Raw genomic sequence first — 14,253 nt, forward strand, 5'->3', positions numbered from 1 at the left:
GTCGTCGATCACGACCTTCACATCAGTTCAAGCACCGCCCACACGGACAATATCTACGGAGAAAGCGTCGGTACCCGCTGGCCTGCCTGAACAGGCCAGACAATCGCATGTTGTTGACTTCATTAGTCCCATTTCGAGAGGTCACTTCGCCGATCTCGTCCTGTTAACGCTGCGCGAGGTCGGCGAATCGGCTGTAGTGGAGTTGATGAGCGGCCACAATTGTTGCAGTGGGCCCGTGTCGATGTTTGGCAAGGATCAGGTCGGCCTCGCCGGCGCGTGGGTCGTCGCGCTCCCAGGCGTCGGGCCGGTTGATGAACAGGACGTAGTCGGCCACGTGGGCGATGGTGCCCGAGTCCCGGAGGTCGGCGAGAGAGGGGCGGGGCGGGGTGGGTTGCCGGGGCCCAGGGTTGGTGGATAGCTGTGCCGTAGCAATGATCGCGATGTTGGTGTCCAACGCGAGTCGCTTCAATCGGCGAGTGATCTCAGCGATCTCGCGTTCGCGGTTCTCGTAGGGCAGGTCCCGACGGGCGGTAACCAGGTGGAGGGGGTCCACGACGATCAGTTGGACACCTTTTTGGGCGGTCAGTTCGGTGATCGCTTTCGTCAGCGCGGTGATGTCCATGTGTTCGGGACGGCTGATGACGATGGGGGCCTCGCTGATCTCGGTCATGCGCCGTGCGAGACGTGTCCAGTCATCGTCGGACATTCGACCGGATCGCATGTCCGTTAGGCGGATCTTTGCCTCCGCGCTGAGCAGACGTTGGGTGACGGCGTCGACCGGATTGTCCAATGACAGGTAGGCGGCGGGAATGCCGTGGCGGACAGCAGCGGTTCTGACGAAGTTCAAGGCGAGAGTGCTGGCACCGACTCCAGGGTGAGCGCCGATGATGGTGAGGCTTCCTCGCGACAAGCCGCTGGTGACCGCGTCAAGGTCTGCGAAGCCGGTCGGGATGTTCAACGTGTTGCCTCCGCGGGAGGCAATGGCGTCGAGTTGGTCCATCGCTGGCTGGAGTAGTTCGAACAGTTCAGGGAAATCCTCAGTCGCGTGGTGTGGGGCCACCTCGTCCAACCTGGCCCGCGCCTGGTCGACTATCCTCGCAACATCGACATCGGTCTCGCTGTCGGCGTGTTTCCCCAGCCGGGCGATCTCGGTACCAGCCTCAACGAGTCGACGCAGCACCGCTTTCTCTGCCACGATTTGGGCGTAGTGGCCAGTGTGCGCGACCACTGGCACGGTTGCTGCCAGGGTTTGCAGGTATGACGCCCCACCGATGCCGTCCAGGCCGCCTTGCTTCTCTATCGCTTGCGCAACCGTGGTCGTGTTGACCGGTTCATGGCGACTGTAGAGGTCGAGAATGGTGTCGTAGATGGCTCGGTGAGCGCCTCGGTAGAGGTCCCGTGGATGGAGGACCTCAACCACGTCAGCGATTGCGTCTGTGCTGAGCAGCATTCCACCCAACGTGGATTGCTCAGCGACAATGTCGTGCGGCAGACCCACGCCGTCACTGTTCTCGACGCCGGAGTTATCCCCGTCGTGAGCAGAGGCGCCTTCGGAGGGCGCGGATGAGGTCGTCACCGGCCCTTTATACCGACCGACACCGACGATCCGTGCGAGGCGAGGGGGTGTCGTGTCAACGGGAACTGCAGAGGGCTTGGCCGCCATGTGCGGGAGCGGCAGAACCACACCCAGAAGCGTTGTTCGCTGGGAAAGATCACTGCCCGCCAGGACACGTTACCGCTTCGGCGGCATCTCCTCCCGGGTGACCACGCGTCACGGTGACCATCACCCACCCACCGGCGTGCTCACAACCCGAGGCTAGGGCCGTCGTGATCGAGGTGCGGGTCCTCGATGTGGTGAGCGACCTCGTGGTGGATGTGGCGGTGGATCTCCTCGTGCGGGTCGGGTTGCGGGTCGTCGATGAGCTTGGCCAGGTCCTGGTGGAGTTCCGAGCGGGGGTCGACGGCGAGGTTGTGTTTGATGTCGGCCAGCCGTTGTTGGAGTTCGGGGACCTGGTCGAGCTGGCGTTGTTCGGCCCGCAGCTCGTTTTCGAAGGTGTGCTGGGGTTGGGGCATGGTGTCGCGCAGGTCGCGTTCGGCGGTGAGTTCGGTATGGCGGGCCGCAGCCTTGAGTGCGTTGGTCTCGTGGGTCTCGGCGACACGTTCGAGCCGGGTGAGGTCGCGCCGGTCGGCAGTGAGGGCCTGGTCGCGGTCGCGTTCGTAGGTGGCTTCGGCGCGTTCGGCGAGATCGCGGGCCTGGCTCCACATACGGGGTCCGCCGAGTTGGTGTTTGATCTCAGCGGCATGGCTGGCCAATTCGTTGGTTTCCTTGGTGGTCGCGGCGACGACCTCACGCTGGGCGGCTGCCTCAGCGGTGAGCTGATCGCGTTTACTGGACTGCCACCACGAGGTGCGTTCGGCGTCGAATTCCTTGTGGGTGGCTTGTTCGGCGGCGTCTCCGGCTCGTTCCAGCGCCTGGCGCCAACGCGCTTCGAGCGCTTCGACGGTGGCCTGACGTTCGGCGTTCACGCGGAGCTGGTGCATACGCGTGTCGAGTTCGGTGACCCTCGGTCCACGCCCCGCCGTGACATCGGGTTCGCGGGCGGCGAGCTCGCGGCGGGTTTTGTCGGCGGCGGCCTGTTCCCGCGCGGCGTGGTCTCCGGCAGCACGGTGGGCGCGGTTGAGGGCGGTGTCGGTGAGCCGGGAATGCGGCCGGGCCTGCCACGCTTGGGCCCACTGCAACCGCTGGATCCGCTCCTGGTTCCGGGCCAGGCTCTCGGCCTCCCGTGCGGCCGCGCGGCGGGCACGGTCCTGGACACGCTGCTCATGCCGCTCCGCGAACAGCGTCTCCATCCGGTAGTGGCCCATCCGCTCGGTGAACGCACGCCGGTCCGCCTCGGCCGCGGCCAAGGCGTGCGGGTCCAGGTCCCGTTTCGCGGCCCGCACCCTCAGGCTGATCTCCTGCCACTCCTGATGCTGCTCGCCGGTCACCGACACCACGTGCCGCCCGTCATCACGATCAGGGCCGTGGTCAGGCTCTTGGCCGTACCGGTCCCCCTGGTCGAGCGGGTTGTGGTGGGCGGCGGCCGGCACCGGTTCGGTGCCCCTGGGTACCGGTCCTGGTACCGCCCCCTCCGGCACTCCAGCACCGGTACTGGTGCTGGGAGCTGCAGTCAGGTCGGCGGCGGGGTTGGCGGGGGCCTGACCGAGGTCGACCAGGACCGGGCGGTCGTTGGCGGTGGTGGCGGTGGCGTCGGCCTGCTCGGCCAGCGCGGCGACAACCCGGTCGGTGAGCGCGTGTTCGGTGGCGGGCGGACCGTAGAGGAGGTCTTCGCGTTCGCCCTCGAGTTCTGTGCGCGCGGCGAACAAGACGGCTTGGCCTTTGTCCCGAGACAGGGAGACGTACAGGCCGGGGTTGTCCATCCCGGACCCGTACACCAGCACGGTGCCGTCGTTCTGCGTCCCGTCCGGCCGCACCCACTGCCCTCCGACGGTGAGACCCTCGGCCTTGTGCGCGGTCAGCGCGTACCCCAGTTCCAGACCGCCCTGAGCGATGTAGCCAGGCGAGAGCACCGCTCGGGACAACCCACCGGCCCCTTCGGCAGCGGACTGGGCGGCGGGCTCGGCGGTGGTCTGGGTGGCGGTGTCGGTGCGCCAGGCGACCTCGACCCCGTCGGCGGTGATGGCGGTGATGACGCCGCGGTAGCCGTTGAGGACCGGGGCGCCGGTGACGGCTTGCTCGGTGCGGTCGTTACGCCGGACCATCACCAGGTCCCCGACATGGAAGCTGGCTCGTCGTCCGCCCGCGAGCTGGTAGGTCCTCGCGTCGCCGAGTTCGCCGCGCGCGGCCCGGACAGCCTGCACGGCGTCGTTGATCCGCCCGACCTGCTCGTTGGTCGCGGCCAGCATCACCAGCCCGCCAATCTGGGTGTGCGGGTCGGGTGCGCCCTCACGGGCCCGCAACCACGTGGAAACCATCGCAGCCACGGCCTCGTCGGCGGTCTCGGTCGCGACCAGGCCCCCGATCCGCTGATAGGCGTGCAACGCCTCGGCGTGGCGGCCTTCGCGGAACGCGGCCAGGGCGGCGCGTTCGTCGGTGTTGCGTTGCCGCCGGTTCTCCGACAGGCCGGGACCGTCGAGCAGGGCGTGGAGGTAGCCGAACATCGACCCCTCCCCCACACCACGGAGCTGGCGGGGGTCCCCCACTTCCACGATCCGAGTTCCTGACCGGGCGGCGGCGCGGTAGAGGGCGGCGCGGTCACGGTCGCTGGTCAGGTTCGCCTCGTCGAGCACGAGCACGTCCACGCCGGTGAGGCCGGGTCCGTTGTCGATGCGCCACAGCCACTGCGCCACGGTGCGGGAGGGGATGCCGGATTCGGTGGCGAGGTTCTGCGCGGCGACCGCCGCCGTCGCTGCTCCGGCAACGGTGTGGCCGGCGGCTTCCCACGCGACCCGCGCGGCCCGCATCAGGGTGGTCTTGCCGGTGCCGGGTGGGCCCTCCACCGTCGTCACCGGGCGGCTGCTGCCAACTACCGCGTCCAGCACCGCCCGCTGCTCGACCGACAGCGGGTACCCCTGCGCGTCCGCCACCGCCCTGACCGCCTCGTCCACCACCTCCAACGGCACCACCACCCGACGGCGAGAACCGACCCGGCCTGTCCCGGCGACTGTCGAACGGGCGGAGCGCATGGTGGCGTGCAGGAGGATGGTCCGCTCGGCTTCGGTCACGTCCCGGGTGCTGTACAGCTGCCCGCCTGCCATCTGATGCGCACCGGACAGCGGGCTGCAGATACCCGGGCCGCCCACCACCCGCGCAGCCTGCCCCGTCCGCTGTCCGACCTGCTGGGTAGCCGCCTGGCCGGTGGCCGCCTGCTCGCCGCTGGCGGGGAGTGACACGAACGCCGGATGCTCCAACACGAGGTCGGTGAGGCGTTCCACCTCGGCGATGGCCGCCCCGTACGGGAGGGCGTCGGCCACGGCCGCGACGGCGTCGAGGTGGGAGAAACGGCGGGCGTGCGCGGTCAGCCCGCGATCGGGGTCGGTCAGCACGGTGACCAGGTCATCGAGGCTGATGCCGAACCGCGCCACAAGTTGGTCAGGACCGGCGTCTGCCTCGAATACCCGTGCCGTCCCCTGGCGGGACTGCTGGGTGGCGGAGCCCGTGTGGTGGGTGGCGAGGACCTGATCCATGAGGCTGTCGGGGTCCAGGCCGCCCCGGAACGCGTCCGCGCGCCACAGCCCGCGCAGCGTGGCGTCGGTGGCCGCGGTGGTCTCCGGCTTGGCGGTGCGGGACTCGCGGGTCAGGACCCGGGCGTGCGCGGCGGAGACGTCGGCGTTGCTGTAGCCGAGTTGTTCGAGGACCGCGTTGACCTGCTGGCCGCGTTTGGAGAAATACACGATCGCCTCATCCGGGATCTGCGCGACCTCCCACGTGCTGTTGCGTTCCCGGCGGGTGAAGGTGATCCCGAACTGCTCGTGCAGGAACCCCCGTATCTGGGCTTGGGTGACCTTGTCGATCGCCGGGGCATGCCGCATCAGATCCCGGCCGCCGGCCGCGACGGTCAGCCACGTCCCGTCGGCGGCCTTGGCCATGTTCGCCACGGTGATGTGCACATGCCAGTGGGGGTCTCCCACCGGCGCGTCGGCGACCGGGCGGGCGGCGCGGTGGGTCATCACCCACCCCGCAAACCCCGCCGTCGACTCGTGGCGGGCGGTGTGGCCGTCGCCGTGTTTGCCGCGCCGCACATACGAGGTCCGGCCCTCCACCCATCCGAATGTCTTGTCGATCGCGGCGGTGTATCCGGCCTCGACCCGGTCGGCGAGGTCGTCGGGCAGGAACGCCAGCAGCAGGCTCGCCGATTTGGGGAGGGTGACGCCGATGTCGAACCCGACGATGCCGACCGGCACCCTGCGTGCCACCAGCTCGGTCTTGGGTGTGCCGTCGTCACCCATCACGGGTGCACCGTGCTCGTCGACCACCGGCGCGGACTCGTAGAGGTTGCTGTAGGTGGCCAGCAGGTCGGTGTCCGGCCACACCTGCTCGGCCTCCAAGCCGGCCTTCTCCACGAGGGTGAGCGCGTCGTCCACCCGCAACAGCGCGGCGTCACCCCGTCGGGCCACGGCGCGGACGGCGGTGTTCCATCCGGACCGCAGCTTCGGCGCGGTGAACACGTCCACCGGATCCGTGATATCGCGCTCGGCGACCAGGGCGCGGACGGCGGCGACCAGAGGCCCCAACGGCACTTTCGCGTCGGCCGGGACGGCGAGTTTCGGGGACACCAGCTGTTCGCCGGTCACCGGGTGCTTCCCGGTCATCAGGGCGCGCGCCATGTCGTGCTGGTCGGGGGTCAGCTCGGCCCCAGCAACGAGGCCGTCGACGCCGAACTCGGGCAAGCCCTCACCGATCCACCGCAACGGCCGCTCCCGGCCATCCGCCCGGTACCGGAACTGCGCGTCCGACCCACACCCGTGACCAGCGTCCTGGCCGACACCGAGCCGGTAGTCGATCTGCGCGGCCGATCCCCCGTAGATCGGCGTCACGTACGCCATGCCTCGCGTCCCCCCGAACGCCCGGGACACGACTCTTTCCGCCCTCCCCGGCAGAAATCAAACGAAGATCGTTTCCAGGTATCCCGCTAGTACGGCAGCCGCACTTTTGATGATCTTTGCTGGTCGGAGGCTTGACCGCCCCGGATGATCATGGAAGCAGCCGCCCCGTGATCATCGAGTTGTGACGCAAGATGTTCCTGAGGCGGCTGCGGCAGCCATGGTAGAGGGCGAGTTAGCGGTGTCGAACCTGGCCCTGCTGCATGGACGGCTCAGGCCTTGCTTTGTCCGGGTGAAGCCATTTGCCCAGGCAGAGAAGTACATGTCGGCGTTGATCAGCGACCTGCCCCGCAAGAACGGGTGGACCATCGCCGAGCATGCGGGCGATCTGACGCCGGATGCTACGCAACGGCTTCTCAATCACGCGGTGTGGGACCACGATCGGGCTCAGCGGGTGGTGCGGCGGTTTGTGATCGAGGAGTTGGGAGATCAGCCGTTGCGAGTGGGGGCGCTGGACGAGTCCGGTCAGGAGAAGCAGGGCGAATCGACTGCGGGTGCGAAACGGCAGTACATGGGCTGCGCGGGCCGGATCGCCAATGGGGTAAACACGGTCTACTGCTCGTATGCGACTCCGGGTGGGCACGCGTTGGTCGGCGCCCGCATCTACGTGCCCGAGGAGCAGATCACCGTCGAGCACCGCGCGGTGCTGGGTATCCCTGATGACGTGGAGTTCAAGACCAAATCGCAGTTGGCGCAGGACATTCTCGCCGACATGATCGCCGATGCGACCATCCCGCCGTGGATCGCCGGCGACGAGGTCTACGGCCGAGCCGGCAAACTCCGCGCCTTCATGGCCGACAACGGAATCGGATACGTGATGCGCGTCGGGTGTGCCTTCACCATCGAGACCGGGCCCGGTCAGCGGATACGCGCCGACACCGCTGTGGCTACACATCTGGCCGGCCGCAAGCACAAGATGCGGTGGCAGGTCTGCTCGGTGACCGGCTCCAAAGGCGAACGCGCCTACGCCTGGGCCTGGCTCGCGACCACGCGCCCACGCCACTTCCTGTTGATCCGCAAGCACTTGCAGACCGGCGAGTTGGCCTACCACTACTGCCATGTTCCCGCCGGACGGCCGATCACGCTGATGACCCTCGTGCGGGTCGCCTGTCTGCGCTGGCCGGTCGAGGAGGGGTTCGAGTTCAGCAAGGACCACTTCGGACTCGACCACTCCCAGGTCCGCCTCTACACCGCGCTGCTACGACACATCGTGCTCACCCTGGCCGCGCTCGCAGTCTGCGCCGTCACCGCCGCCCAAGCCAGAACCCAAGCTCCAGCACCGATCCTGCCTCGCACCGGCGACGACCAGCCACCCAAGGATCTTGGCCTGATCGCTCTGACCGTCGCCGAGGTCAAACGCCTGTTCATGCTGGTCACTCGTCGGCTGCTACCCGAAGCTCACCACCTGCACTGGATCTGGTGGCGGCGACGTCACCAGGCTCGCGCCCGATGGTTCCACCACCGGACCCGTCTGCGCCGACAAATCGGGCAAACATGACAAGATCAAAGTGCGGCTGCCGTACTAGACACGATGGTCAAGCTGGGGACAGAGACACTGCGGAACATCGACGCTTCCGATCCAGACGACGACCAGTCATGAACGCCAAACCGCCCGTTCTGATCCGGTTCCAAGAGTCGCTACGGAACACACAGGAAGCCGACCTCCCGAAGGCGACCACGACCGGCAGCCGAGTTGACAACTGCCCCGCAGTCGGTGTGCCAGGGGATGACGCAGCTTGAACTCAGGGGAGACAAGCAGGTGAACACAGAGGACCCGGTTGTCGCCGAGGCCATCGCGCGGGCGCTCGGAGACGAACTCCGGAGAGTTCGTGAAACGCTCGGTCTGTCACGGGCTGCCTTCGTGCGCAGGCTGCCCTCCGGTATTGGTGACCGAACCCTGCTGGCGTACGAACACGGTATCCGACAGCTCACGATCGTCAGGTTTCTGGAGCTGTGCGAGGGCTTGGAGGCATCTCCTCCAGATCTGCTGGCGCACGCCCTGCAGAGAGCGGAACTCCACCTCAGCCACCTCAAGTTGCGAGTGGACCTCAACAAGGTGCTCAGTGAGCGGAACATGAACTTCCGCCCGCTGGTCCAGTGGGCCCGCAACAGGCTGAACCACACTCCGAACGGCATCATCGCGATGTCCCCGGACGCCATACTCGAACTCGCGGCTGTCGTCGGCCACCCCCAGGATGATCTGACGCGCTACCTGTGCAAGTTCACGCCAGACCCTGATCCCGACGAGGCTGCCGCATAACTTCGATCAGTCTCGGCGAAGCGCTACTCGCACCTGCCGCAACTGCCCGCCAGAACAGGTCCCCCTTCGGCTTGCGCTGCTCCGACCGGCGACGGCGCGGGGCAGTTCTCAAATTCAACCCACAGATCAGCGGTTGGGTGGTGTCGCTCAGCGGAAACATGGCGACCCCACCCAACCGCCGGCGCCTACCTACTGGTCACTCGGTTGAACTCGCGTTCGTCGCGACGCCGCGCTGCGAGCTCGGCGACATCCACGCATACTCCGGTCTCGACAGCTTGACGAGCGAGCTGGTCCACAGCCTGTGCGGGCACAACGAATCGCGACCGGATCCGAATGGCGGGAAACGCGCCGTCATGAATAGCGCGATAGAGCGTGTTCTTGTTGCAACGAAGAATTTCCGCTGCTTCCCGAACCGTGTAGAACGAAGGAGATCGATCCGCGTCGATCGTGATCACCTGCTCTCGAATCGCAGACGTGAAAGCCAAGCAGCGTAGCGCATGCCGAAATCGGCCGTTCGTTAGTTCTACGTCGGCACCGGATGTGACCTGTGCAGGTAATAGAGCACCGCAACCAACGTTCCAGCGCCGAGCAACCGACCCTCCGCGGCGAGCGCGACGACCTTGCTGCTGTCTACCCACTCGACGCGACCGGCCTCCTCCCGGTCAGTGGGCTCACCAACCTTCTCAGCGGCCCGCCACAGGTAGACATCGACCGGCGCGTTGATCATTCCCGGCAAAGGCTCGAACCCAACCAGTCGTTCTGGCACCCCCGCCGGTCGCCACCCGCTCTCCTCCTCCGCCTCCCGCGCCGCGGTCTCAGCAGGATCCTCACCAGGCTCAACAAGGCCACCGAGCAGTTCATAGCCCCACTGGTCAACAGCGAACCGATACCGCCACAACATCAACATCCGCCCCTGCTCGTCGACGATCAACGCGATCGCGACCCGACCAAGGTGCACAACGTGGTGGTCGAACCGGCGACCATCAGGCGGCTCGACATCAGTCACCGCGACTCGCAACCACCGACTGTCGTAGACCGTGCGGCTCCCATGGACGGTCCAAGCCCATGCGGAGCTCTCATCGCTCGTCACTATAGAAACCTAATCCGAACGAACATACGCCGCAACGGAGGAATCAGTCTCCACAGAATCACCAATCCAATCAAACGACTCCCAACACCTCCAGTTCACGAAAACGCGGGCCTGACGAAGGACGAAACCACTCGTCTATAGTCACCGATCTACGTCACCCAAACCTAATTCGAGGAGCAAAGGAGCTATCGACGATGGCTGCCCCAGCTGGCGAACCCCATACTCCTGCGTTCTACACCGTCCGCGAAGCAGCCAAGGTGCTGCGCTGCGACGCCTCGACCCTGTACCGCGCGATCCGCGACGATGCCTTCCCCGCAGTGCGCATCCGCAGCCGCTACGTCGTTCCCGCCAAAGTCCTCAACCAGATGATCCATGAAGCGATCAACACCGGCGCATGTGTCGACATAGCCGCGATCGCTACTCAACGCCGCACCGAACGGGACCCCAACGCATAACCAATAAGTGACAACAGATCGGACCTTTGGTGCTACGACTGATCGCAGGCCCCATCCGAAGTCGAGTACGCAACGAGTGCGTTAGGCAGCCCGGTCCCAACGGGTCCCTGCACGCTCACTCCCAGCCAACTGCCCAGCGTACGAACTCGATGACGCCGGCCATACCCCTGCCACTACTGCTTGACTGGCCCCGAGGACCCGGTCCGCAAGAGTGTCGATGCCCTCCGCCTATTCGCGACGAGATCGGCCATCCCATCCCGGGCCTGGTCGTCAGGATCCTCGACGCCTGAGGTGCTGACGGCAAGCCCGGCCATCAACGCCCGTTGACGTGCGCGTTGACTTCGCTTGCGGTTGTGAACTCAGCGGGTTCCGTGGCTGGCCGTGGCCATTGCTCGTTGGATGTCGAGGACGAACTGCGACCAGCCGCTACGGCGGGTGCGACCCCAGGCAGTGAACTGGCTTCCTGGAATGAGTACGACCGCGTCGGAAGCCCGAGTCACGGCGACATAGAACTGTCGCCTCTCGCTAGCCAGTTTCGCAGCGGTGATCCCCCGGTCTGCGAAATAGAAAGGTACTAGCCCTTCGACGAGACCGGGAAGTACGACTGCGATGAACTCGCGACCCTTCGCGCTGTGATAGGTGGTCAGCACGAGACGACCAGGTGCGCGCCCGCCGGCCAACTCAGCCATACTCAGCCCTTGTTCCAACGCGGATACCAGGGCGTCTGGGACCAGTCTGTCTCGCTGGTCCGACGTGTTGGCCGCAAGCCGCCGTAACTCCAACACCTCACTGAGTTCGTGGACGAAGTCGTCAGCGTCGTCGGTCGTAGCTTCGCGGTCGGATGCGTCCAGCACGGAGAGGAGTTGTCGAGCCAACGACCGAAGAGTGTCCTCGGGCGCCAGTACACCACCGTCGTTACGCAGACGGTGCCATATAGCGGCAAGTTCACGCACAGGTAGCGGCGTGCGGGCGCTGCTGGTGAGGTGAGACTTTCCACGCGTGCCGGATGAAGAGGATTCCATTGTGGAATCGGTGCCGGGAAGCGGTCCAGACAGCCGTCGAGCCGCGCATGCTGACACCAGGTCCCCGAGGGGACCGTCCGGCGTACGTCGGCGCCGTTCACCGTCGAACGGGATCTCGGCCGCCGTGAGCGCGTCGATAATCCTGTCTCGAAGGTCGGTCTGAGCCGGATACAACACAGCGATGTCTTCCGCCGATGTACCCCCGTTGATCAGGCTCGTCACGACGTGGACAGTGCGTTCGGCATGCGAGTCGAGGTCACCCTCAACAGGGCTGATCTCGATGACACCGGGGTCGATGCGGCGCGGGTCGTGTTGGTATCCGCGGTCGGCGCCGAGCGCGGCACGGCCGGCCGCGACGAGCGCACTGCCGCTGCGGTAGTTGAATGTCAGGGAGATCGCGCAGAAGTCGTCTCTGTCAGCCAACTCTCGAAGATATCGTGGATCGGCGCCGAGAAACTCGAACATAGTCTGGTCAGGATCGCCGACGGCGCTCACTGTCATCCCCGCGTCCAATAACACCGTCACTACTCCGTGAAGCACGGGGCCGAGGTCCTGGTACTCATCGACGACCAAGTGTGGGAACCGTGCCACGAGCAACTCCCTGGCGGGCTCGCTATCACGAAGTATCTGCAAGGCAATGCGTGGCATCTCGTCGAAGTCCAACAGATGCGACTCATGTAGTAGTCGTTCGTACTCGCGGACAGCGGCGCGGTGTGGGGCCGAGAAGTCACTGACGTCCTCTCCTACGGCGATGCGCCTTCGCAGCGTCGTGAAGGTCGGCAGCTCATCAGCTACCCCTCGTCGTCCGAGCGGGATGCGTGCTGCAGCCGCTGCGTGCGTCCACAACCTGTTGGAACCCTCGGTGTCGAGAACCTCGAAGTCCGGAGGCAGTGGATGGCCGGCAATCTGACCGTATGGCAGCAATATGTGTCGTAGACAGAAGGCATGCACAGTGCGGCTTGCGAGTCGTCGTCCTGGTGACATGCCCAACCTGCGCAGGCGGGTGCTGACCTCCTGTGCGGCGGCGTCGGTGTAGGTGATGGCGGCTACCCCGCGATGTTCGCTTGTCGTTGCCAGCAGGTAGCCCACCCGGGCCACGAGTGTTCGTGTCTTGCCCGCACCTGGGCCTGCGAGGATCGCAAGATTGCCATTATGGACTGCGGCGCCCCGCTGGCGCGGGTCCAGCGCGGCCAACTCATCTGCCATCGCCGCGGAGAGCATGACATTTTCGGGCACAGCGAAGCCTATGTCTGTTGCGGCGCAGCAGACCTCCGCCTTATCGAGTGCTTCCTGAGACACAGGATGCTCGTCAGGATGCCTGTGTTGCATCATTGCCGGTAGCGCCCTCGGTGATGTCGTCGTCATCCTTGGCTGCGGCCCACTGTTCATACTGCTCTGCCGTCGGCAGCAACGGCAGTCCCTCCACTGCCTGCCTTAGATCGTGGAGAAGTACGAGCAATGGGCCGCAACCCTCGATGTTCAAGAGGTCTTCTCGGTCAATCGACGCATCGTCCTCGATCGAGAGCATGCCTGTGATCCGCTCTCGCAAGTCGGCCATGGCGACGCGGGCGGCCAACCGCTGTGCGTATCGGCCCTTTCCGATCCGCTCGATACGTGATAGCAATGCTGTCCGCACTTCTTCAGTCGGTGGCGACGTGGCGGCGTTCGTGACCGCGGCGGCGAAAGCCTGCTGACCTCTTGGCCCGGGGGCAAGTTCATTGAACGAGGTAGTCATCTCTTGAGCGAACAGAGGGGTGATATCTACCTCGAGAGTATGTAAGCCGACATAGATCCTCTCATCGGCAGCGTCCTGCACCAACTCGTCGCGACCGGGGCGGGGATCCCCGTCGGCCCATTCCGTGGAAGCGACGGTCTGCAGTTGCTCCTTAAACGCTTTGTGACGCGGGGAGGACTTGATGCGGAGCAGGGAAGCTGCTCTCCACATACCTGGCTCCGCCCTGCTTGCAGTACCGCCCTCGGCCACATCACCGTCAGTGAGCACCACGAACGGCCTGTTCAAGGCGGTGGGACCAAGTAGCCGGGCGTATGGCACGAAGTCGGTTCCGTCCACCGAAGCGACCACGATGCCGTATCCATCTAGGTCGAACCCGACTGCTGTCGCGAGCGCTGGGAGAAGATAGCTTTCTGCCGCTCCTTCTACTAGCACTACTCGGCGGGCGAACAAGATCTCCGCACGAGTCACATTGAGATACCGCTCCAGGTCAGCGATCTCGCGTTCGCTTAATAGTCCTGGCGGAACTACACGCGCTTCACTACTACCGCCGGCCTCAGAGACCAGCACCACACTCGACAGTGGACTGACCGCAGCGATGTGTGGACTGTGAGTAGTCAACACGAGCCGATCAGGTTGACCTAGCAGGTGAGCAAAGACGTGGCGTTGCAGCGTCGGGTGGAGGTGCGCTTCCGGCTCTTCGACTGCCAAGAGAGTGTCTTCGCCATCGTGTGCCTCGCGGCGTAGTCCCAACCGCTCCAGCAACAAGGCGAGGTAGATGACGTTTGCGGTTCCCGTGGAGGTGCGATCAACCCCGCGAGTGCTGGCGGCATCGACAAACAGTCGAATACTGCGTAGTAGATCTTCTTTGCGTCCCGCGAAGGCCAACGAGAGATCCAGATCCAGCTGGGGTCCAGCCATGGTCGCGACCCGCTGACGTAGCATTCGCCGCACGGTACGCACGTTGGGGTCCTGCCCGAGCTTGTCGCGAGCCTCCTGCATCGCGTTCAACGCTCGATCCACATTGAGCCTTTTTCATCCTGCGGTGGTTTCGTAGTTCTGTAGCACGTGGATGGCTTTGGCGAGTCGGC

9 protein-coding genes are annotated in these 14,253 nt (G+C 65.5%); 3 read left to right on the forward strand and 6 right to left on the reverse strand.

The genetic code is table 11. The annotated features are described in order from the left end of the window. Positions 1 to 163: 163 nt before the first annotated feature. Positions 164 to 1,576, reverse strand: a complete 1,413-nt coding sequence (locus tag ACFPCV_RS38935; protein ID WP_378062625.1) for a replicative DNA helicase — start codon at positions 1,574 to 1,576, stop codon at positions 164 to 166. Between the two features lie 227 nt (positions 1,577 to 1,803). Then, positions 1,804 to 6,546 (reverse strand): MobF family relaxase, encoded by a 4,743-nt coding sequence (gene mobF, locus ACFPCV_RS38940; protein ID WP_378062627.1) that lies wholly within the window; start codon positions 6,544 to 6,546, stop codon positions 1,804 to 1,806. A 181-nt stretch (positions 6,547 to 6,727) separates the two neighbouring features. Between mobF and ACFPCV_RS38945 the strand changes: the two genes are divergently transcribed. Both ACFPCV_RS38945 and ACFPCV_RS38950 read left to right on the forward strand, forming a co-directional pair. After that, a complete protein-coding gene (locus tag ACFPCV_RS38945; protein ID WP_378062628.1) occupies positions 6,728 to 8,101 on the forward strand; it encodes an IS701 family transposase in 1,374 nt (457 codons plus the stop codon). 228 nt (positions 8,102 to 8,329) lie between these two features. After that, entirely contained in the window at positions 8,330 to 8,863 is a 534-nt protein-coding gene (locus tag ACFPCV_RS38950) for a helix-turn-helix domain-containing protein (RefSeq protein WP_378062630.1), read from the forward strand. A gap of 185 nt (positions 8,864 to 9,048) precedes the next feature. Here ACFPCV_RS38950 and ACFPCV_RS38955 read toward each other — a convergent pair whose 3' ends face one another. Together ACFPCV_RS38955 and ACFPCV_RS38960 are read right to left on the reverse strand one after the other, a co-directional pair. Then, positions 9,049 to 9,318, reverse strand: a complete 270-nt coding sequence (locus ACFPCV_RS38955) for a helix-turn-helix domain-containing protein (protein WP_378062632.1) — start codon at positions 9,316 to 9,318, stop codon at positions 9,049 to 9,051. A gap of 68 nt (positions 9,319 to 9,386) precedes the next feature. After that, positions 9,387 to 9,953, reverse strand: a complete 567-nt coding sequence (locus tag ACFPCV_RS38960) for an NUDIX hydrolase (RefSeq protein ID WP_378062634.1) — start codon at positions 9,951 to 9,953, stop codon at positions 9,387 to 9,389. Positions 9,954 to 10,147: 194 nt separating this feature from the next. Here ACFPCV_RS38960 and ACFPCV_RS38965 point away from each other — a divergent pair, with 194 nt between their 5' ends. Further along, positions 10,148 to 10,408, forward strand: coding sequence for a helix-turn-helix domain-containing protein (locus ACFPCV_RS38965; RefSeq protein WP_378062636.1), 261 nt, complete (start codon positions 10,148 to 10,150; stop codon positions 10,406 to 10,408). Between the two features lie 359 nt (positions 10,409 to 10,767). On the opposite strand, the gene ACFPCV_RS38970 is transcribed toward ACFPCV_RS38965, so the two are convergent. Both ACFPCV_RS38970 and ACFPCV_RS38975 read right to left on the reverse strand, forming a co-directional pair. Then, on the reverse strand, positions 10,768 to 12,729 hold the full coding sequence (locus tag ACFPCV_RS38970) for an ATP-dependent helicase (RefSeq protein WP_378062637.1): 1,962 nt from the start codon (positions 12,727 to 12,729) through the stop codon (positions 10,768 to 10,770). A gap of 10 nt (positions 12,730 to 12,739) precedes the next feature. Continuing rightward, the gene (locus ACFPCV_RS38975) at positions 12,740 to 14,164 is read right to left on the reverse strand and encodes an ATP-dependent nuclease (protein WP_378062641.1); all 1,425 of its coding nucleotides are present in this window, start codon (positions 14,162 to 14,164) and stop codon (positions 12,740 to 12,742) included. Positions 14,165 to 14,253: the final 89 nt, after the last annotated feature.

Origin of the sequence: Actinophytocola glycyrrhizae, assembly GCF_042653545.1 — a bacterium.
Lineage (GTDB): Bacteria > Actinomycetota > Actinomycetes > Mycobacteriales > Pseudonocardiaceae > Actinophytocola > Actinophytocola glycyrrhizae.

Excerpts from the sequence above, each read along its gene's own strand:
- mobF (WP_378062627.1), bottom strand. The coding sequence starts at position 6,546 with ATGGCGTACGTGACGCCGATCTACGGGGGATCGGCCGCGCAGATCGAC.
- ACFPCV_RS38950 (WP_378062630.1), top strand. The coding sequence starts at position 8,330 with ATGACGCAGCTTGAACTCAGGGGAGACAAGCAGGTGAACACAGAGGAC.
- ACFPCV_RS38965 (WP_378062636.1), top strand. The coding sequence starts at position 10,148 with ATGGCTGCCCCAGCTGGCGAACCCCATACTCCTGCGTTCTACACCGTC.
- ACFPCV_RS38975 (WP_378062641.1), bottom strand. The coding sequence starts at position 14,164 with ATGCAGGAGGCTCGCGACAAGCTCGGGCAGGACCCCAACGTGCGTACC.